The 18,195-nt window shown below is 55.8% G+C and carries 18 protein-coding genes; 12 read left to right on the top strand and 6 right to left on the bottom strand.

Annotated features, from left to right (window positions below; all coding sequences use genetic code 11):
* Positions 1-44: 44 nt before the first annotated feature.
* Entirely contained in the window at positions 45-866 is an 822-nt protein-coding gene (locus tag M6D89_RS07860) for a universal stress protein (RefSeq protein WP_253967462.1), read from the bottom strand.
* 146 nt (positions 867-1,012) lie between these two features.
* Between M6D89_RS07860 and M6D89_RS07855 the strand changes: the two genes are divergently transcribed.
* The gene (locus M6D89_RS07855) at positions 1,013-1,489 is read left to right on the top strand and encodes a MaoC family dehydratase (RefSeq protein ID WP_253967461.1); all 477 of its coding nucleotides are present in this window, start codon (positions 1,013-1,015) and stop codon (positions 1,487-1,489) included.
* 36 nt (positions 1,490-1,525) lie between these two features.
* Here M6D89_RS07855 and rnt read toward each other — a convergent pair whose 3' ends face one another.
* Complete coding sequence (gene rnt, locus M6D89_RS07850; protein WP_253967716.1) at positions 1,526-2,137, bottom strand: ribonuclease T; 612 nt, start codon at positions 2,135-2,137, stop codon at positions 1,526-1,528.
* 54 nt (positions 2,138-2,191) lie between these two features.
* Positions 2,192-3,217 carry a dihydroorotase gene (gene pyrC, locus M6D89_RS07845; protein ID WP_253967460.1) on the bottom strand — a complete coding sequence of 342 codons (1,026 nt, stop codon included), beginning with the start codon at positions 3,215-3,217 and terminating at the stop codon, positions 2,192-2,194.
* Positions 3,218-3,376: 159 nt separating this feature from the next.
* Here pyrC and M6D89_RS07840 point away from each other — a divergent pair, with 159 nt between their 5' ends.
* The 4 genes from M6D89_RS07840 (at position 3,377) to M6D89_RS07825 (ending at position 6,648) form a co-directional block, all read left to right on the top strand.
* Positions 3,377-4,258 carry a MotY family protein gene (locus tag M6D89_RS07840; protein ID WP_253967459.1) on the top strand — a complete coding sequence of 294 codons (882 nt, stop codon included), beginning with the start codon at positions 3,377-3,379 and terminating at the stop codon, positions 4,256-4,258.
* A 159-nt stretch (positions 4,259-4,417) separates the two neighbouring features.
* Positions 4,418-5,797, top strand: coding sequence for a Do family serine endopeptidase (locus M6D89_RS07835; RefSeq protein ID WP_253967458.1), 1,380 nt, complete (start codon positions 4,418-4,420; stop codon positions 5,795-5,797).
* A 136-nt stretch (positions 5,798-5,933) separates the two neighbouring features.
* Entirely contained in the window at positions 5,934-6,185 is a 252-nt protein-coding gene (locus M6D89_RS07830) for an FAD assembly factor SdhE (RefSeq protein ID WP_472924528.1), read from the top strand.
* Positions 6,148-6,648: a protein YgfX gene (locus M6D89_RS07825; protein ID WP_253967457.1), complete on the top strand. Its 501-nt coding sequence runs from the start codon at positions 6,148-6,150 to the stop codon at positions 6,646-6,648. Before M6D89_RS07830 ends, M6D89_RS07825 begins: the two co-directional genes overlap by 38 nt.
* Here the strand turns inward: M6D89_RS07825 and nadB are convergent.
* Positions 6,638-8,257 (bottom strand): L-aspartate oxidase, encoded by a 1,620-nt coding sequence (nadB, locus tag M6D89_RS07820; protein ID WP_253967456.1) that lies wholly within the window; start codon positions 8,255-8,257, stop codon positions 6,638-6,640. The genes M6D89_RS07825 and nadB overlap by 11 nt on opposite strands.
* 281 nt (positions 8,258-8,538) lie before the next feature.
* On the opposite strand from nadB, the gene rpoE reads away from it, so the two are divergent.
* From rpoE to M6D89_RS07800, 4 genes are all read left to right on the top strand, one after another.
* Positions 8,539-9,132 carry an RNA polymerase sigma factor RpoE gene (rpoE, locus tag M6D89_RS07815; protein ID WP_253967455.1) on the top strand — a complete coding sequence of 198 codons (594 nt, stop codon included), beginning with the start codon at positions 8,539-8,541 and terminating at the stop codon, positions 9,130-9,132.
* A gap of 283 nt (positions 9,133-9,415) precedes the next feature.
* Positions 9,416-10,108 carry a sigma-E factor negative regulatory protein gene (locus M6D89_RS07810; protein WP_253967454.1) on the top strand — a complete coding sequence of 231 codons (693 nt, stop codon included), beginning with the start codon at positions 9,416-9,418 and terminating at the stop codon, positions 10,106-10,108.
* A 3-nt stretch (positions 10,109-10,111) separates the two neighbouring features.
* On the top strand, positions 10,112-11,095 hold the full coding sequence (locus M6D89_RS07805; protein WP_253967453.1) for a MucB/RseB C-terminal domain-containing protein: 984 nt from the start codon (positions 10,112-10,114) through the stop codon (positions 11,093-11,095).
* A 16-nt stretch (positions 11,096-11,111) separates the two neighbouring features.
* Positions 11,112-11,567 carry a SoxR reducing system RseC family protein gene (locus tag M6D89_RS07800; RefSeq protein ID WP_253967452.1) on the top strand — a complete coding sequence of 152 codons (456 nt, stop codon included), beginning with the start codon at positions 11,112-11,114 and terminating at the stop codon, positions 11,565-11,567.
* Here M6D89_RS07800 and M6D89_RS07795 read toward each other — a convergent pair.
* On the bottom strand, positions 11,543-12,619 hold the full coding sequence (locus M6D89_RS07795; protein ID WP_253967451.1) for an MJ1255/VC2487 family glycosyltransferase: 1,077 nt from the start codon (positions 12,617-12,619) through the stop codon (positions 11,543-11,545). The genes M6D89_RS07800 and M6D89_RS07795 overlap by 25 nt on opposite strands.
* Positions 12,616-13,152: a phosphatase PAP2 family protein gene (locus M6D89_RS07790; RefSeq protein WP_253967450.1), complete on the bottom strand. Its 537-nt coding sequence runs from the start codon at positions 13,150-13,152 to the stop codon at positions 12,616-12,618. The genes M6D89_RS07795 and M6D89_RS07790 overlap by 4 nt, the downstream gene beginning before the upstream one ends.
* A gap of 95 nt (positions 13,153-13,247) precedes the next feature.
* Here M6D89_RS07790 and M6D89_RS07785 point away from each other — a divergent pair, with 95 nt between their 5' ends.
* The 3 genes from M6D89_RS07785 (at position 13,248) to M6D89_RS07775 (ending at position 18,059) form a co-directional block, all read left to right on the top strand.
* Positions 13,248-13,622, top strand: coding sequence for a diacylglycerol kinase (locus M6D89_RS07785; protein WP_253967449.1), 375 nt, complete (start codon positions 13,248-13,250; stop codon positions 13,620-13,622).
* Between the two features lie 76 nt (positions 13,623-13,698).
* Complete coding sequence (locus M6D89_RS07780) at positions 13,699-14,892, top strand: efflux RND transporter periplasmic adaptor subunit (RefSeq protein WP_253967448.1); 1,194 nt, start codon at positions 13,699-13,701, stop codon at positions 14,890-14,892.
* A gap of 11 nt (positions 14,893-14,903) precedes the next feature.
* A complete protein-coding gene (locus M6D89_RS07775) occupies positions 14,904-18,059 on the top strand; it encodes an efflux RND transporter permease subunit (RefSeq protein ID WP_253967447.1) in 3,156 nt (1,051 codons plus the stop codon).
* Positions 18,060-18,195 lie beyond the last annotated feature (136 nt).

Below are 18,195 nucleotides of genomic sequence, written 5' to 3'. Positions count from 1 at the left end.
CCCGGCGTGTTGCGACACGCCGGGCTTTTTTGTGGTCGACTGGATTAACCGTGGTTAATCACCATTACGTCAGTATCCAGCGCGTCAATTAAGCGCTCGGCAGTGTTACCGCGACGGGTTTTGGTCATGCCGTTTTGCCCCAGGGTCCCCATAATCACCAAGTCGGCGTTAATCTCTTCGGCGATTTGCGACACCACATCAGAGGTGTAGCCGTGGTCTACGTGGATGTGGTCGGCGGCCAGACCCGTCTCTTTGACCAGACGGCCGCGATCGGGGTAGTTGAGTGAATCCATATAGCCGTTAACCACATGCAGATCGGCGTTGTACACACCGCTGATGTAGCGCGCCGCGTTCAGAATCTTTTCATTCAGCTCGATTTGCACATCGCGGGTGGCCTGGAAGTTAACCGCTGCCAATACGGTTTTGCGCTGGTCGCGCGCGTCGGGGCGAATCAGTACTACGGGGCAGTAGGCACCTTTAAGCAGCTCCCACTTGGATTCGGTAAACAAAAAGCGGCGGGTGCTGGCGGTTTTGGCGTGTACCGGCAGATAAATCAGGTCGGCATCGGCGCGTTTGGCCGATTGCATAATGGATTCTTGCCACTCCGATGACCAGGAAACCTCAATTAAGTGCTCCACCCCAGCCTCGGTCAGTACCGCGCGGATATTGTCTTCAAACCAGCTTTGGTCGCGTACCAGGTTGGCGTTGTAGGCGCGGGTGTCGACCGCATCGCCGTCTACGGCCACGAAAACATGGACAAAAGGCTTAACCTCTTGCAGCTGAGAGGTCATTTTTACGCGTTCCAGGGCGACATGCTGTTCATCGTTCGGATCGACAACGACAAACATCTTCTGTTGTTTGGACATGGGTTCTCCTGCGTATCCCTGTTAATGAATGAGCCTGTGGCTCTTTTTTATGAGTCGCCAAGCATAGCAACTTGCAGCCGGTGTGGGTAGCGTGCTTTTGCTTGCTTAAGGGTACAATGAGGACTTTTTGAGATAGAGCAAGAGTTATGAGTCAGTTACACACCACCGCCTTTGCCGATTTGACCCTGGAGCAGACCGCCAGCTATCAAAAAACCTTAACCGCGGACGATATCGCCCTGTTTGCCGCTACCAGCGGCGATGTAAACCCGGTGCACCTGGACGCCGAATACGCCGCGGCCACCCCCTTTGGCGAGCCTATTGGCCACGGTATGTGGTTGGGCGCGCTGGTATCGGCGGCTATAGCGACGCGCCTACCGGGGCCGGGTTCGGTCTATCGCAGCCAGACCTTGCAGTTTAAACAGCCGATTAAGGTGGGGGATACGGCAACAGTTACCCTGACCGTTATCGGATTAAAGGCTCGAATCCGGTTGGCGACCCTTGGTTGCGAGGTTCACAACCAAGACGGCGTGCTGCTGGCTAAGGGCGAAGCCGAGGTGATTGCCCCGGCTGAGGGTGGCAGCCTGACGGCGCCAGCGCTGCCCGAGGTAAGTGTTAACCGCTAGAGGGTTAGCCCCTTGCTTTCAGTTTAGGGGCGGTGTTCAGGTTAGGGGTGGCGGCCAGCCGCCCAAGTCCTGCCAGCGGTTGACGATCAGGCAAAACAGCTCGGCGGTTTTTTCGGCGTCGTAGGCGGCCGAGTGAGCGGCGCTGTTAGAAAACTCAATGCCCGCGATCTGGCAGGTTTTGGCCAGTACTGTGTGTCCGAAGGCCAGACCCGATAAGGTTGCCGTATCAAAGCAGGAGAAAGGGTGAAATGGGTTGCGTTTGATCTCGCAGCGATCAATCGCGGCGTTGACAAAGCCCAAGTCAAAGTGGGCATTGTGGCCCACCATCACCGCGCGGGTGCAGCCGCTGTGGCGCACGGCGCGGCGGATGCCCTGCAACAGCTCGGTCATGGCCATGGGCTCCGGGTCGGCCATGCGCTCGCTGCTCTCGAGATCGATGCCGGTAAAATCCAGCGCCGATTGTTCAATATTGGCGCCGTCAAACGGCTCGATGTGAAAAGCGAGGGTTTGGTCCGGGCGCAATAGGCCGTCGTCGTCCATGGCGAGGGTCACAGCGGCTACTTCCAGCAGGGCGTCACGGGCGCTGTTAAAGCCGCCGGTTTCCACGTCGACCACCACGGGCAAAAAGCCGCGAAAGCGTTGAGCCATGGGTGAGGCGTTGTCTTTTTCGAACTCGGGGGGCTGGGGCTTCACAAATAATCCTTACTTTAGCTGCCAGTTAAGCGTTTCACCGGCGCACAAGGGCACAATGGTTTCGTCCAGGTAGGGCAGGGTTTCGGGCAGCTGCCAGGGGGTGTTAGTCAGGGTGATGGTGTCGGTATTGCGTGCCAGACCGTAAAAGTCGGCCCCGAAGTGGCTGGCAAAACCCTCCAGCTTGTCCAGTTGGCCCGCACGATCAAACGCCTCGGCGTAAAGCTCGATGGCGCTGTAGGCGGTATAGCTTCCCGCGCAGCCGCAGGCCGCCTCTTTTTTACTTTTAGCGTGAGGGGCCGAGTCGGTGCCCAAAAAGAATTTGGGGTTACCGCTGGTGGCCGCTTCAATGAGTGCCTGCTGGTGGGTGTTGCGCTTTAAGATCGGCAGGCAGTAGTAGTGTGGTTTAATGCCGCCCACCAGCATGTGATTGCGGTTGTAAAGTAGGTGATGCGCGGTAATGGTCGCGGCGACATTGGCGGAGGCGGTGCGCACAAAATCGGCGGCATCGGCCGTGGTGATATGTTCCAGCACCAGTTTCAGCGCAGGAAAATCCCGCACCACTGGCGCGAGAATGTTGTCCAGAAACACTTTCTCGCGGTCGAAAATATCAATGGCGGTGTCTGTTACCTCGCCGTGCACCAAAAACTTGAGCCCCTGCGCCTGCATCTCCTCCAAGGTGGGGTAGATGTTGGCGATATCCGTTACCCCGGAGTCGGAGTTGGTGGTGGCTCCGGCGGGGTACATTTTACAGGCTACGACGCCCGCGGCCTTGGCGTCGCGAATATCCTGGGCACTGGTGTTATCGGTTAAATACAGCACCATTAGCGGCTCGTATTCGCCCCGGCTGTGGGCCAGAATACGCTCGCGATAGGCCACCGCCTGCTCGGCGTTAAGCACGGGCGGTACCAGGTTGGGCATCACAATAGTGCGCTGGAACTGCCGCTTGGCGTCGGCCACGGTGCGCGCCAGCGAGTCGCCATCGCGCAGGTGAATGTGCCAGTCATCGGGGCGGGTGAGGGTAATTTCTCGGCTCATGGATAATCACTGTCTGATAAAGCCCTGCATCCTAGCAAAATTGCCGTTAAAGCGCAGCCGCTAGAGGCCGATAAGCTTTGGGAGATATTGGTTGAGGTTATTATGTTTTTGTTTCGGCGCGCCCTTTTTGCTCGCGTAGTTACTACCTTTTGGTGTCTATTGCTGTGGACAATAGCAGCGCCCCACGCGCTGGCGGCAACCTATAGCGGGCCCATAGAGACAACGCGCTGGCGTGCCGATACCAGTATGTTTGCCTGTAGTTTGTATCAGCGCGTGCCTCTGTGGGGGCAGGCGGTGTTTGAGCGCCGCGCGGGCGAGACGCAGCGCTTTTACCTCGATCAGTTCAATCGACAATTGGCACCGGGCGAGGCTCAGTGGTTCGCCTTGACGCCCTCGTGGCAGGCCTTTGGTCAGCATCAGACATTAATGAGCGCTCGGGTAACCGAGGGGGCCGAGCCCGTCATTCACCCCTGGCAGCAGTCGCAGCTTTTACTCAACCAGCTGCGCGAGGGTAAGCAACTGTTATTGCGCGGTGAGCCCTGGCCTGAGCAGAGCCCGGATCAGACCGGTGAGTTTGCCGATATTGTCATCGAGCCGGTGGGATTTCGCGGCGCGCTGGCCGAGTTTCAAACCTGCTTGAGCTCTTTATTGCCCGCCAATTACGATCAAATTAGTCGCAGCGCGGTACATTTTGATGGCGCCTCGGACGAGTTTAACGACGCCGATCGCGAGATGCTGGATAATTTGATTCGCTATGTATTGGCGGACCCCTATGTCACTACCATTGTGGTCGATGGTCATACCGATGGTTCGGGCCTTCGCGCTGACAACCTCGAACTGTCCCAGCGCCGCGCTGAGTTTGTGGTGGATTATCTCACCACTCGGGGCATTCACGAGGACATGCTGCAAGTTCGCTGGCACGGCGAGCGCTACCCGGTCGCCTCAAACCAATCCGCTGCGGGCCGGGCCCAAAATCGCCGGGTCACCCTGCGGGTAGATCGCTTTGAGCCGCCGAGCGAGACTCTGGCTCAGTCACCTTAGGGCCAAGTAGCAGGCTTTGCTCAACCTTAATTTTTTGCTCTGCGCGGAATTTTTGTCTGTTAACTGTGTCAAAAATGCCACTTTGCGAGCCGCCCGTTTCGCGGCGGCAATTGGTATTAACAACACAGAGGTAGTAAGTGCATGCAGTGCAGAGTGTTGATGAGTAAAACCCTGGTTGCGTTTGTCGTTATGATGTCAGCCGTTATGGCAAAGGCAGCGTTGCCCGAATTTACCGACTTAATTGAAAAAAATGCCCCGGCGGTGGTCAAAATCACCACCAGCAAAACTGTCACCGCGCAGGCCTCTCCTTTCGGACAGCTTTCGCCGGAACAACAGCGCCAGCTGCCGCCGTGGTTCCCTCAGCCTTCACCTCAGGAGCGTCACGCTCAGTCGATGGGGTCGGGTTTTTTGATCTCCAGTGACGGTTATATTCTTACTAACAATCACGTGGTTGAAAACGCCGATGAGGTGACCGTGCGCCTGCACGACAAGCGTGAGTTTATCGCCAAAGAGATTGGCAGTGACCCGCTTTCTGACCTCGCGCTACTTAAAATTGAAGCCGAGGATTTACCCAAGTTGACCTTTGCCAAGGCAGACAGTCTGAAAGTGGGGCAGTGGGTGCTGGCCATCGGCTCGCCCTTTGGGCTGGATTACTCTGCCAGCGCCGGTATTGTCAGCGCTATGGGGCGTTCTATTGCTTCGAATAAAAGCCAGTACATCCCCTTTATTCAAACCGATGTGGCGATTAACCCCGGCAACTCCGGCGGCCCGCTGTTTAATATGGACGGCGAAGTCGTCGGTATTAACTCGCAAATTTACAGCCGTTCGGGTGGGTCAAATGGCCTGTCGTTCTCAATTCCCTCGGAAGTCGCCGAAGATGTGGTGGCGCAGCTGATGAACGATGGCCGGGTCGAGCGCGGCTGGCTGGGGGTGATGATCTCGGGTGTAGATCGCGATCTGGCGATTTCGTTTGGTCTGAAAAAGCCCATCGGCGCTCTGGTGAACGACGTAGAGCCCGACAGCCCCGCTGATCAGGCCGGGTTAAAGCCCAGTGATGTGATTATCGCCTTTGACGGTGAAGAGGTCTCCGATGACGGTATGCTGCCGCAGATGGTGGGCCGGGTCGCTCCCGGTACTGAGGTAGAACTGACCATTATGCGCAGCGGCGAAAAACAAACCGTGGATGTCACTTTGGGTGAGCGCGAGTCGGAACAAGACAGCGAACGCAAAGGCAAGCGCAATGGCGCCTCGGGTGCCGATCGCCTGGGGCTGAAGCTGGATGAAATTGACGATCGTTACCGCGAACGCTGGAATCTGGATGGCGGTGTATTGGTGCGCCAGGTCGAACCTAACTCGCCAGCGGCGGCCACCGGCCTGCGCCCGGGTGATGTGATTGTCCAGCTGGGCTATGAAGAGGTGTCCGATTTGTCGGACTATGACGCCCTGGAAGCTGAGATGCCCGAAGATAAGTTGCTTCCCATCCGGTTTTACCGTCGCGGTCAGTCTCTGATTCGTACCATTAAGATTGAGGCCGAGTAACCCCTGCTAGGGCGGGGTTCTGTGTCTAATTGCTAATTGGCCACGGATCCCCGTTTTTATTGCGGATTTTCCGGGTCTGTCGAGACCAGCGCTATGGCTGTATACTGGCGGCGTTTGAATCGATCCGGAGAACCGAGTGGAACGCAATCGACTGTTTTGGGGTAGCCGCCGTGGCATGTTGGAGTTGGATTTGGTGCTGCTGCCTTTTTTGGAAAACGTGTATCCGACATTGGAACAGGCCGATAAAGAGCGCTACTGGCAGCTATTAACCTGCGAAGATCAGGATTTGTTTGCCTGGTTTATGCGCCGCTCCGACCCCGAGGACCCCGAGCTGCTAAGGATTGTGCAAATTGTCCGCGACAACACCGGTATGCGCCGCGACAGCTAATCACTATTTGCCGCGGCACTTTCACGGCCGCGTTTATCTGGATGCCGATGTTTATCCTTCCGCGATCTATCGGCGTCTGGTATCCGCTATTGCACTGGCTATCGTTTTAGCCATTGTCATTGCCTATATCCCTTCACTGATTCAGCTCAACCCCGCCAGTCTTTTTATGTTGCTATTGCTTGCGGGCGTCTACGCCAGTGCGCGCTGGGCGCTCGGTGGTGTTGCGGTGACCCGGCTGCGTCTGGATCAGCGCGGTTGGCACTTGGCTGTGGCTGGGGGCGAGTTAGTCCCGGTAACGCCACGGCCCGAGGCCAGGCTTTGGCCCCATTTGGTCGTCATGGAGTTCTGTGGCCGGGACGGCAAGCGCTACCGGCTGCTGGTGTTGCCCGATACCATGGCAGCCGATGATTATCATCGGCTGCGGGTGTGGTTAGTGACTCAGCGGCAGAGTCTCAAGCATTGACGATCACGTCCTGGGCGGCGAAGTTGGTGGGCACCAGTATGGTATCGCGGGCGATCTCGCTCACTTGCGGATGGTCCAGCGAATAGTGCAGGCCGCGGCTTTCTTTACGCTCCATGGCCGAGCGAATAATCAATTCGGCCACCGTGGCCAGATTGCGCAGCTCAATCAAATCGCCGCTGACTTTGTAGTTGCTGTAGTACTCGGCAATTTCTTTTTGCAGCAGTTTAATTCGGTGGGTGGCCCGTTCCAGGCGTTTGTGGGTGCGCACAATGCCCACATAGTCCCACATAAAGCGGCGCAGCTCGTCCCAGTTGTGGGAGATAACCACGTCCTCATCGGAGTTGGTCACTCGCGATTCATCCCACTTGGGGGATTGCTGAGGCTCGTTCACCTGCGCCAGGCGGGCGGTAATATGCTCGGCAGCCGATTGCGCGTAGACAATGCATTCGAGCAGCGAGTTTGACGCCATACGGTTGGCGCCGTGCAGGCCCGTGAACGAGGTTTCGCCGATGGCGTACAGATTTTTTAAGTCGGTCTGGCCGTTGCGATCCACCACCACGCCACCGCAGGTGTAGTGAGCCGCAGGTACCACCGGAATCGGATCGCGGGTGATATCAATCCCATATTCCAGGCAGCGGGCTTTTACCGTGGGAAAGTGCTCGCTGATAAACGCTTCCGATTTGTGGGAAATATCCAGGTAGACGCAGTCGCAGCCCAAGCGCTTAATTTCGTGGTCAATCGCGCGGGCGACAATATCGCGCGGGGCCAGCTCGGCTCGCTCGTCAAAGCGGGGCATAAAGCGCTCGCCATTGGGCAGGCGCAGGTAGGCGCCTTCGCCGCGCAAAGCTTCGGTCATTAAAAAGCTTTTGGCTTTGGGGTGGTACAGGCATGTGGGGTGGAACTGGTTAAATTCCATATTGGCCACCCGGCAACCTGCCCGCCACGCCATGGCAATACCATCGCCCGAGGCGCTGTCAGGGTTGCTGCTGTACAGGTACACCTTGCTCGCGCCACCGGTGGCCAGTACCACGGTTTTGGCTTGAAACACTTGCACATGGTCGGCGGCGCTGTCGAAGGCGTAGGCGCCGGTGCAGCGCAGCTTTTTAGAGTCAGCGTCGGCCTGAGTGATCAGGTTGAGCGCGACGTGGTGCTCGAAAATTTCAATCGAGGGATGCTGCTGCACTCGCTCGATAAGGGTGCTATGCACCGCTTTACCCGTGGCGTCAGCGCTGTGAATAATTCGGCGATGGCTGTGGCCACCCTCTTTGGTCAGGTGGTAGTCATCGGAGTTTTGTTCGCGGGTAAAATCTACCCCCTGATTGATCAGCCAGCCGATGGCGGCTTTGGAGCGCTCGACGGTAAAGCGCACCGCGTCTTCATGGCACAGCCCCGAGCCCGCCACCAATGTGTCGGCCACATGGGCTTCAATGGAGTCGTGGTCGTCCAGCACCGCTGCAATCCCGCCCTGAGCATACCAGGTGGAGCCGGTATTGACCGCATTTTTGCTGAGCACCGCCACTCGGGCGGTCTGCGCCAGGCTGAGAGCCAGAGTCAGCCCGGCAGCGCCCGAGCCGATAATAAGAACGTCGTGATGATAGTGTTGAGTCATAGAGCCAATTCGCCGTGTTTGAGCGCGCAGTATAGCAAGAGCTGAATCGATAATAAGAGCTTTGCGCGCGCCTGTGAGGCCCGCCGGAGCCATCAGTGTTATAAAACCGTATAATTAAAGCGGAACTTCTTATAAGTGCTATCTGTCTATGGGCCATTGCAAATGGCGTACTAAGCCCCGATGTAAGGGCTATCAACAGGCCTTGGGGCCGGACTGCTACTGAAAAGTACGCGCGAACAAGAGTGTCGCCCGACCCAATCGGGCGTTTTGGGGGTTAACGAATGACTGCGCAATCGGCGCCGGATACCGATCAGCAATTGGTTGAGCGAGTCCAAAAGGGTGATAAGCGCGCCTTCGATCTGCTGGTAATTAAGTATCAGCATAAAATTTATTCCATTATCGGCCGCTATGTCCGCGATCAGGCCGAGGTGCAAGACGTCGCCCAGGAGGCTTTCATTAAAGCCTACCGGGCGCTGGCGAAATTCCGTGGTGACAGCGCCTTTTATACTTGGCTGTATCGCATTGCGATCAATACCGCCAAAAATCATCTGGTCTCGCGCTCGCGTCGCCCGCCTTCATCCGATGTCGAGGTGGACGAGGCGGAGTTCTACTCGGGTTCGGATTTGCTCAAAGACGCCGACACCCCGGAAAGTGCCCTAATGTGCGAAGAGATTCAACGGGCGGTGGATAAATCCATCAGCGAGCTGCCCGAGGATTTGCGTTCGGCGGTGACCTTGCGGGAGATGGAAGGGCTGAGCTACGAAGATATCGCTGCGATTATGGATTGCCCGGTGGGTACCGTTCGCTCGCGTATTTTCCGGGCCCGCGAGGCAATCGACAAAAATATTCAGCCGTTGCTGGAAAATAGTCCATAAAAACTGAACCCCAGCTGAACCTTTTGCATAGCGGCCTGTCAGAGAGCCCAGATGCTTGTAAATCTTTGTAATTCTCGGCGGGCTGCGCTATGTTAGCCAACGCTTAATGCGCCACTGCCAGAATTTACCCCAAGGTTTTAGGGCTCAGACTTGGATTTGCAAAGCGACGGATTGCAGTAATGACAAAGCATTCAACACTCGCAATTTAGGCAATAAGAAAGTGCCACGCGCCTCTAGGTTTGTGCGCTCACTAGGCAGCTTTCAGGTAAAGGTAACGACGAACATGACAGACAAGTTCGAAGAGCAATTGGCCGAATCCGTGTCGGCAGCGGTTGATAATCAAGCGTCCGAGCTAGAACTGGCCCGTGTGCTTAAATCTTCCGGCAGTAATCGGGCGGTGCGCGAGACCTGGTCCCGTTACCAACTTGCCAGCGCCGCTATGCGCAAAGAGTTGCCAGAGCAAATGGCTCCCACAGGTTTTGCCGACAGTATTTCCAGTGCCCTGGAGCAAGAGCCGCCGCTGCGAGCTTCGGCGGGGCAAAGCAAGTGGCTGCTGGGGCTGGGCCGGGCTGCGGTAGCCGCCTCCGTGGCGGGCGCCGTGATTATCGGTGCCCAGCTGTATCAGCAAGACTCCCTTGAGGCAGGCGCTATGGTGGCCGATGCAGGTGCCAGTTCTGGTGCTGCTGGCGCGACTACCGCAAGTGCCGATCAGCACGCCCCGGTGGATGTTTCCTTGCCGGTGGGCTTTAATGCCCCGGCGCTATCGGCTCGCCCGGTGAGCGCTCAATCCGGGTATCAGACTGTGCCCCGTCGCCAAGTGGTGGTAGAGCCACGCCGCGCCGATGTGCAAATTCCCGCCGAGCAGGTTCGGGTATACTTACAGCAGCTGCTTGAGCAGCACACTGACCAGGCCGCTATTAATGGTGTTTCGGGGATGGCGCCACACGCGCGGGTTCCCCTTATCGACGAAGAGTAAAACATGAACCGGTTTACCGGCGCTTTGCTGCTGTGGTGTTTTTCCCTCAGCGCGGTGCAAGCGCAGCCTAACTCCGACGCCTCGCCGGGCGACAATGCCGATCCGGCGCAGGCATCCATTCGTTCGGTCAGCGAGTTGCTGGCCACCATGGCCGAGCACCATCGCCACCTCAATTATCGCGGCACCTTTACCCACCAGGACACTAACGGCACCGATAGCTTTCGTCTGGAGCATTGGGTGCGCGATGGGGTCGAGCATCAGCGGGTTTACTATCTGCAGGGGCCCGAGCGCGAGGCGCTGATCGACAAACCTCTCGATTGTCGCAGTACCGGAGAAATGCTTTTGGCCAATCGCGCCAAAAACCTGGAAGCCCAGCGCCCCGAGTTGGAAAAGCTCTACAATTTTCGCCTATTGGGACTGGATCGGATTGCCGGTAGGCCTACAACCATGTTGCACATTGTGCCGCGCGACCCTTTCCGCTTTGGGTTTTTGTTCGGTATTGACCGCGAAACCGGGCTAGTGACCAAGTCTATTTTGTTGGATGAAAAACAGCGCCCGCTGGAGCAGTTTCAGTATGTGGAGCTGGAAACCAATGTGGCGCCCGAACAGTTTGCCGAGCGCGCTGATGTGGCGATTTCCCATCAAGTTTCGGCGGCCAGCTGGATTGGTTGTGGCGAGTTGAGTGAGCGCGAGCCGGCCACCTGGCAACTCGGTTGGATGCCTGAAGGCTTTGAGTTTGCGGGGCAGCGTCAGGTTAACAACAAGATTCAAATGTTAATGTACACCGATGGTTTGTCGACCTTTTCGGTGTTTCTCGATCCGGCGGCGCAGGATGTCGCCATAGAGGCGCGCGCCCGCCGCGGCGCTACCAATTTTTATCTGGGTGGGGTAAAGCAGGGCGCCGATTTATTCCAGTTAACGGTGATTGGCGAAGTGCCAGCGGATGTGGCCGAGCGCATTGGTCAATCCATATCACCGAAAACGTAACTGCAGGCCTTAGGTTATGCTGATTGAATCCGGAAAAGTGGTGGCCGTAGAAACGGACGGCCTATGGGTAGAAACCATAGCCAAGTCGACCTGCGGCAGCTGCGCGGCCCAAAAAGGCTGCGGCCAAAGCCTATTGGAAAAAGTCTCGGGCCACACCACTTTTATTTGGGTGTCGCTCGGTGGGCGCCCGGCCGAAAATTACAGCATTGGCGACAATATAGAGCTGGGAGTGCCTGAACAAGTGGTGGCCCACGGCTCGATGCTGGTGTATTTACTGCCTTTGGTGGCGATGGTGCTGTTTACCCTGGGCGCGGATGCTCTGGCGGCGGGTGAGGGTTTGACTACCCTTGCCGGTATTGCCGGCTTAGTGCTGGGCGGGGCCTTGGTGCGCTGGCGCGCTCATGTCACCCGCCATGATAGCCGTTTACAACCGGTACTTATCGATGATCAGCAGCGGCTTAGGCTGGCTTGATATTCCTGCGCTTGCTCCGGTGCGCTGACCCCAGGCACTTGGCGCCACAATTTCTCGCTCAATGTTGTCAGATTTTCCGCCTTATCTTCCACGAACCATTGTGCCAGCGCCGCCGCAACGTTGGGATAATGAATGGCTTGAGATCCGGGTAATTCCAACCAGCGGGCGATACTTGCCGCGCTTAGACGCATCGCGGTGCTGGCGTAGCCCAGTGATTGCAGCGCTACGGCATTAGATTGTTGCTCCATTTGCCCCGCCACCGGTTCCACCAATAGCTTTTTACCCAGACTGATAGCTTCGCTTGGCAGCTCAAACCCGGCGCTGGAGATAACACCCTCGCAGCTGTGCAAATGGTTCTGAAATCCCTCCCGAGAAAATGGGCACAGGTGAATGTGCCCCCGGGTCTCGGCCTGAGCGACTTTGTGGTACACGTAAAACTGGTAACCCAAAAAAGGTTTAATTAGCGCGAGAATATCATCCAGCTCGGCAAAGGGTAGATACACTAAAATGTGCTTTTCCCGAAGCGTTACCGGGTGGCTCGAGGGCTCGACAATGGGAGGCACCAAGGGTTGATCAAAGTGGTGCCAGTGAGTTCCCACCGGGACATCGGTGGGGGCAAACCAGCGCATAAAAAGGTCGGTAAAAATATTATTGGCGCGCTTGGGGATCGGGTATAAAAACGCATTTTGATGGGAGATGCCGATAGAGCGAACGCCCTGTTTGCGCGCCGCCCAAGCCGAGACCGGCTCAAAGTCACTTACCACCAGGTCGTAATGGCTCAAATCCAGAGCGTTGATGTCGCGCTTAAGTTGTAACAAATCGCTTTTAACGATGGTCTTTCCCATATTGACCTTGCCCTTAAAGGTTTGCAAAGTCAGGCCTTTAAAACAGCGAAAATCGCCGAAGGCGTCCATATCAAATAACGCCTCGCGGGGGCGTCCGGAAACTAACCAGTCTACCGTTACATTGTGCGGCGCCAGGGCCTTTGCCATCGAGCGCGCCCGGGTAAGGTGACCATTGCCGGTGCCTTGTACACCGTAGAGTATTTTCATCCCCATAATCCTGCGTAAGCCACGCTACCGAGCATAGCGCAGCCTGTACCCAGGGCGGCACCGGCCAGAATATCGGTGGGGTAGTGCACCCCGAGTAGCACCCGCGAGCTGCCAATTAAACACGCCATGACATAGGCGGCCAACGCAAAGGCGGGGAAAAACAGCAACACCAAGTAGGCGAACACAAAGGCGGCGGCGGTGTGTCCCGAGGGGAAGCTGAATTGATCCGAGGGAGTAATCCAGCTTTCAAATACGTCAATTTTAACGGCGGGGCGATCCCGTTTGATGGCGTTTTTTAACACCAAATACAGGCCTACATCCAACGTGTAACAGGTGAGCCCCATAAACAAAAATGTATCGCTGTGGGGAATGTCAGCGGCGATCAGTCCCAGCGCTATCGCAATATACAAAGGGCCATCGCCGCAGCGCGAAATCCAGCGTACCGTGCGCCGGTAGGGAAACTGCTTGGTGACGTGGAGCCACATAAAAGCCAGGGTGTCTAGCTGGTGGACTCTTTGCAAAAAAGCATTCATAGTTTCACCCGTTTGTGCGTTACCGGTGGGGACGGCTTAGTGATACCACCGCTGCATGACGCTTATGTGACAGATATTTGATGGAGTTGTGACAAATGAAGCCAGGTAAGCGGGGCCTGACGCGATTGATTCATGCGTTCGGTTATTCAGTACAGGGGTTGGGTGCGGCCTGGAAGTTTGAAGCGGCCTTTCGTCAAGAGGTCACCATGGCGCTGGTATTGATTCCCGGCGCTTTTTTATTGGCGCAAAACCATATCGAGCTGGCACTGCTCATTTCCAGTGTATTCTGGGTTTTGATTGCCGAGCTGGTTAATTCCGCGGTCGAGGCGGTGGTGGATCGCACCGGGTCGGAAATGCATGAACTGTCCGGGCGAGCGAAGGATATCGCCTCGGCGGTCGTGCTACTAAGCTTAATTTTGCTGGTGGTGGTCTGGGGGATTGTCGCCTATCACCGCTTTGTCGGCAGTTGAGGCAACGCTTAACCAGCTATAATGCAGGCTAGGCATAGAGTCATAACCGGCGGGTTAATTAAAGGACAGGGATACCATGAAAAAGTTGTTGGCACCGGAGGGGATGTCGTATCGAGGGTATATCGCGGCTATTGCACTGTTATTGGCGGGGCTGGGTGGATGCTCTAAGTCTGATAATGCGTCAATTCCGTCGGCGCCGCCGCCGGCAGTGACTGTTTATACGGTGACTGAAAAACCCGTGGGCAGTTATCGCGAGTTCGTGGGACGTACCCAAGCCCATCGCACAGTTCAAATTACCGCCCGAGTCGAAGGTGAGCTGACCCGCCGAGGCTTCACCGAAGGGGCCATGGTGTCCGAGGGGCAAATACTTTATACCATTGACGATGCACCCTATGTGGCCACTGTGCAGGGCGCCGAGGCCGAGCTTGAACGCGCCCGAAGTGAAGTAGAGCGCACGACCGGTGAGTTTGAACGGGGCCAACAGTTGGCGCCCGAAGGTTTTTTGAGCGCTCAGGATCTGGAAAAACTTAAAGCGGCTGCCAGTCAGGCACAATCAGCGGTAAAAGCGGCCGAGTCACAGCTGGCGGCCGCCCGCATCAACTTGGGTTACACCAAAATTGCTGCACCTTTTGCGGGGTTGGTGGGTAAAACCCACTACAACGTGGGAACAGTGGTGGGGCCTTCCAGTGGAACCTTGGTGGAGTTGTCGGCTGCCGATCCAATCTACGTGAACTTTCAGCTCGAAGAGAGCGCCTATATTTCGTATTTACAAAAGCGTCAACGCGAGGGTGCCGCCAGTGCCGCGCCCGCACTGGATATCTCTCTGCGTCTGCCCAACAATGAGGTCTATGCTCAGGAGGGAAGTTTAACCTTTGCCGATACCCAGATCGATCCCACCATGGGGGCGGTGAATTTGCGGGCTCAGTTTCCCAACCCCGATGGTTTAGTGGTGCCTGGTATGTATGTCACCTTGTTGGTCGAGGGGCGCGAAAAAGTGAATAAGGTGGTCATACCCCAGTCAGCGGTGCAATCAACCCAAGAGGGATACACCGTATTAGTGGTCGATGACGGCAACACTGTTGCGCAAAAAGTAGTGGAAATGGGGCGGCGAATCGGTCCCATGTGGGCGGTCGATGCGGGGTTAAGCTCGGGCGATCGCATTATTATCGACGGCTTACAAAAAGTAAGAGTAGGGATAGAGGTAAAGCCTATAGCGGGGGCGGTAGATCCGACCACCGGCGCTATAGCGCCACTTGAAAACGGTCAGTAAGGGATTCGGCCATGATCAGCAAAACGTTTATCTATCGTCCCAAGTTTGCGTTTGTCATCTCTATTGTGATTACCCTGGTGGGGTTACTGGCCATTGCCAACCTGCCGGTCAACATGTACCCGGATATCAAGCCACCCAAGGTTCAGGTGAACGCCGTTTACCCGGGTGCCAGTGCCCAGGTTGTCGAAGACTCGGTACTAAGGCCACTGGAGGAGCAGATTAACGGCGTTGAGGATATGATTTATATTGAATCCTCCGCCTCGAATAACGGCTCGGCCAATATAACCATTACCTTCGCCACGGGCACCGATATTGATATGGCCCAGGTGAATGTACAAAACCGGGTGTCACTGGCTGAGCCATTTTTGCCCGAAGAGGTAAGGCGCCAGGGCATTAACGTTCGCAAGCAGGCGAGCGATATGTTGATGGGTATTAACCTTTTGGCCAAAGAAGGCCACCCGCATATCGATGACTTGTACTTAAGTAATTACGCCACCAATTTTTTGCGCGAGCCCTTATCCCGGGTGCCGGGTGTCTCTAATGTGAATGTCATGGGCGATAAAGCCTATGCCATGCGGATATGGTTAAACCCGGAGCGCATGAGCGCGCTCAATATAACGGTGTCCGATGTTGCCGCAGCCTTGCAAGAACAGAATGTGATTGTCGCGGCGGGTAAGTTTGGTCAGGCACCCATTCCCGACTCTCAGCCCTTTGAGTACAGTATTCAGGCTCAGGGCCGGCTGATTGAAACTGAAGAGTTTGGCAATATCGTACTGCGCGCCGATGCGCAAGGCGCCATGGTGCGCATGCGCGATGTGGCGCGTCTGGAGTTGGGCTCTAAAACCTACGGCATTAAAGCCAAGCTGAATAATAAGGCCACAGGGTTTGTGGTGATTTACCAGCTGCCCGAGGCCAATGCTACCCAGGTGGCGCAGGCAGTGAATGCCAAGATGGAAGAGTTGGCGCAGACCATGCCCGATTCTTTAGAGTTCAGTGTACTCTATGATTCAACGCGGTTTATCGAGCGCTCGATCCACGAAGTGGTGGTAACCTTGTTGCAGGCCGTAGTGCTTGTAGTACTGGTGGTATTCGCTTTCTTGCAGAATTGGCGGGCCACCATTGTGCCCACGGTGGCTATTCCCGTTTCCTTGATCGGTACCTTCGCCTGTATGCTGGCGCTGGGTTTTTCGATTAACACCATTACCTTGTTCGGCTTGGTGTTGGCGATTGGTGTGGTGGTGGACGATGCCATTATCGTGATCGAAAACACCGAGCGCATTCTCAAAGAAGGTGACCTGTCAATCCAAGAGGCCACGGTTAAAAGCATGAAGCAGGTGACCGGGCCGGTTATCGCCACCACCCTAGTGCTTCTGGCGGTGTTTGTACCCGTGGGGTTTATGCCGGGCATGACCGGGGTTTTGTATAAACAGTTCGCGGTGACCATTTCCTGCGCGGTGGTTATTTCTTCAATTAATGCGCTAACCCTCAGTCCGGCGTTGTGCGCGGTTCTGTTAAAAAAGGATTCTCAGTCTATTGGCTGGCTGCGGCCTTTCGAGCGCGGATTAAACAAAACCATTGCGATTTATCAGCGCACGGTCGGGGCTATTTTACGGCGCGCCGGACGTGCCGGTTTGGCCCTGATGACTATTGTGGTGGCCTTGGGTTGGCTGTTTACCAGTGTGCCCACGGGGTTTGTGCCCTCGGAGGATCAGGGGTATCTGTTTGTCGATGTGCAGCTGCCCGATGCCGCCTCCAGCGCCCGCTCGGAAAAAGTGATGGAGAAAGTAACCGATATCGTTCGTAAAGACCCGGGGGTGGTAGACGTTATTACCGTCGCGGGCTTTAGTATCCAAAGTGGGGTGGGGTCTAATACCGGCTTTGCAATTGCGGTACTGGACGACTGGGACAAGCGTACGTCTGACGATCTTAGCGTAGAGGCCATCCAGCAGCGTTTGCAGGGGCAGTTGTGGCAAGTGTCTGAAGCCCAGGCGATGATTTTTAACCTTCCGGCGATTCCCGGTCTGGGGGTTTCCAGTGGTTTTGAATTCCAGCTGCAGGACATGCAGGGACGAACGCCGGCAGAATTGGCCCAGGCCATGGGCGCTCTAATTTACCAGGCCAATAGCTCGCCTGAACTGAGTCAGGTTTATTCCACGTATCGCGCGAATGTTCCCCAGTTTTTTGTCGAAGTGGACCGCTTAAAGGCGAAAACTCAGGGGGTGGCGATTAGCGATGTGTTTATGACACTGCAAGCAAATTTGGGCTCGCTCTATATCAACGATTTTAACCAATTTTCACGTACCTACCGAGTCATGATTCAGGCCGACAGCGAATTTCGCCTGAGCCCCGATGATTTACAACACTACTTTGTGCGCAATGCCAAAGGCGAAATGGTACCTTTAATGACCTTGGTCTCAATCGAGCCGATTTTGGGGCCCACCACAATTAATCACTTTAATTTGTATCGCTCCGCCAAAATCAGTGGTTCTGCCGCGCCCGGATTGAGTTCGGGGCAGGCGATTGCCGCCATGACCCAGCAGGCTGAACAATTGCCCGAAGGGTTTATATACGAGTGGGCGGGGCAGTCGCGTCAGGAGTTGGAGGCGGGAAATTTAGCCCCCATCTTGATGTCGTTGGCGCTGTTGTTTGTGTATTTATTTCTGGTAGCACTGTACGAAAGCTGGACCATCCCCGTGGCGGTGTTGTTGTCGGTGCCTATTTCTCTTTTCGGAGCGCTCGCGACCTTAAAGTTAGTAGGGTTGGACAATAATATTTACGCGCAAATAGGGTTGGTGTTGTTGATTGCTATGTCCGCTAAAACCGCGATTTTGATTGTGGAATTTGCCATGGAACAAAGGCGCGAAGGCAAGAGCATTTTTGATGCGGCACTTACCGCGGCGCATTTGCGCTTTCGCGCGGTCCTGATGACGGCGTTATCTTTTGTGTTGGGCGTTATGCCGTTAATGTTTTCTTCGGGCGCCGGGGCCGCGTCTCGCATTGCGTTGGGTAGCACGGCCTTTGGCGGTATGTTGGCTGCTTCATTTTTAGGGCCGTTATTGATTCCGGTCTTTTATCTCGGCGTTCAGCATCTGCGCGAACGTATTGGCGGGCCGGCTAAGTCAGGACAGGTCGCGTCACCTTCTGTGGAGGCTGAGCCCAGCAATTGATCCGGGCTAATTGGCGAGCCTATACGAAAATTGGTCGACCAACCCGAGTTTTTCACTTCTATTCACTGTTAACAGTTCCTTACGGAGCTGCTGCTGCAGTGTGGGTAAGCAATCCTTAGAATCGAAAGCCGTTTTT

This window comes from Gilvimarinus xylanilyticus, assembly GCF_024195295.1.
Lineage (GTDB): Bacteria > Pseudomonadota > Gammaproteobacteria > Pseudomonadales > Cellvibrionaceae > Gilvimarinus > Gilvimarinus xylanilyticus.
The sequence above is the reverse complement of the archived record's forward strand: the minus strand, read 5'-3'. Positions and strand labels throughout refer to the sequence as shown.

Excerpts from the sequence above, each read along its gene's own strand:
- M6D89_RS07835 (WP_253967458.1), top strand. The coding sequence starts at position 4,418 with ATGAGTAAAACCCTGGTTGCGTTTGTCGTTATGATGTCAGCCGTTATG.
- M6D89_RS07775 (WP_253967447.1), top strand. The coding sequence starts at position 14,904 with ATGATCAGCAAAACGTTTATCTATCGTCCCAAGTTTGCGTTTGTCATC.
- M6D89_RS07860 (WP_253967462.1), bottom strand. The coding sequence starts at position 866 with ATGTCCAAACAACAGAAGATGTTTGTCGTTGTCGATCCGAACGATGAA.
- M6D89_RS07810 (WP_253967454.1), top strand. The coding sequence starts at position 9,416 with ATGACAGACAAGTTCGAAGAGCAATTGGCCGAATCCGTGTCGGCAGCG.
- M6D89_RS07790 (WP_253967450.1), bottom strand. The coding sequence starts at position 13,152 with ATGAATGCTTTTTTGCAAAGAGTCCACCAGCTAGACACCCTGGCTTTT.
- pyrC (WP_253967460.1), bottom strand. The coding sequence starts at position 3,217 with ATGAGCCGAGAAATTACCCTCACCCGCCCCGATGACTGGCACATTCAC.
- rpoE (WP_253967455.1), top strand. The coding sequence starts at position 8,539 with ATGACTGCGCAATCGGCGCCGGATACCGATCAGCAATTGGTTGAGCGA.
- nadB (WP_253967456.1), bottom strand. The coding sequence starts at position 8,257 with ATGACTCAACACTATCATCACGACGTTCTTATTATCGGCTCGGGCGCT.
- M6D89_RS07805 (WP_253967453.1), top strand. The coding sequence starts at position 10,112 with ATGAACCGGTTTACCGGCGCTTTGCTGCTGTGGTGTTTTTCCCTCAGC.
- M6D89_RS07800 (WP_253967452.1), top strand. The coding sequence starts at position 11,112 with ATGCTGATTGAATCCGGAAAAGTGGTGGCCGTAGAAACGGACGGCCTA.
- M6D89_RS07780 (WP_253967448.1), top strand. The coding sequence starts at position 13,699 with ATGAAAAAGTTGTTGGCACCGGAGGGGATGTCGTATCGAGGGTATATC.
- M6D89_RS07795 (WP_253967451.1), bottom strand. The coding sequence starts at position 12,619 with ATGAAAATACTCTACGGTGTACAAGGCACCGGCAATGGTCACCTTACC.
- rnt (WP_253967716.1), bottom strand. The coding sequence starts at position 2,137 with ATGGCTCAACGCTTTCGCGGCTTTTTGCCCGTGGTGGTCGACGTGGAA.
- M6D89_RS07855 (WP_253967461.1), top strand. The coding sequence starts at position 1,013 with ATGAGTCAGTTACACACCACCGCCTTTGCCGATTTGACCCTGGAGCAG.
- M6D89_RS07785 (WP_253967449.1), top strand. The coding sequence starts at position 13,248 with ATGAAGCCAGGTAAGCGGGGCCTGACGCGATTGATTCATGCGTTCGGT.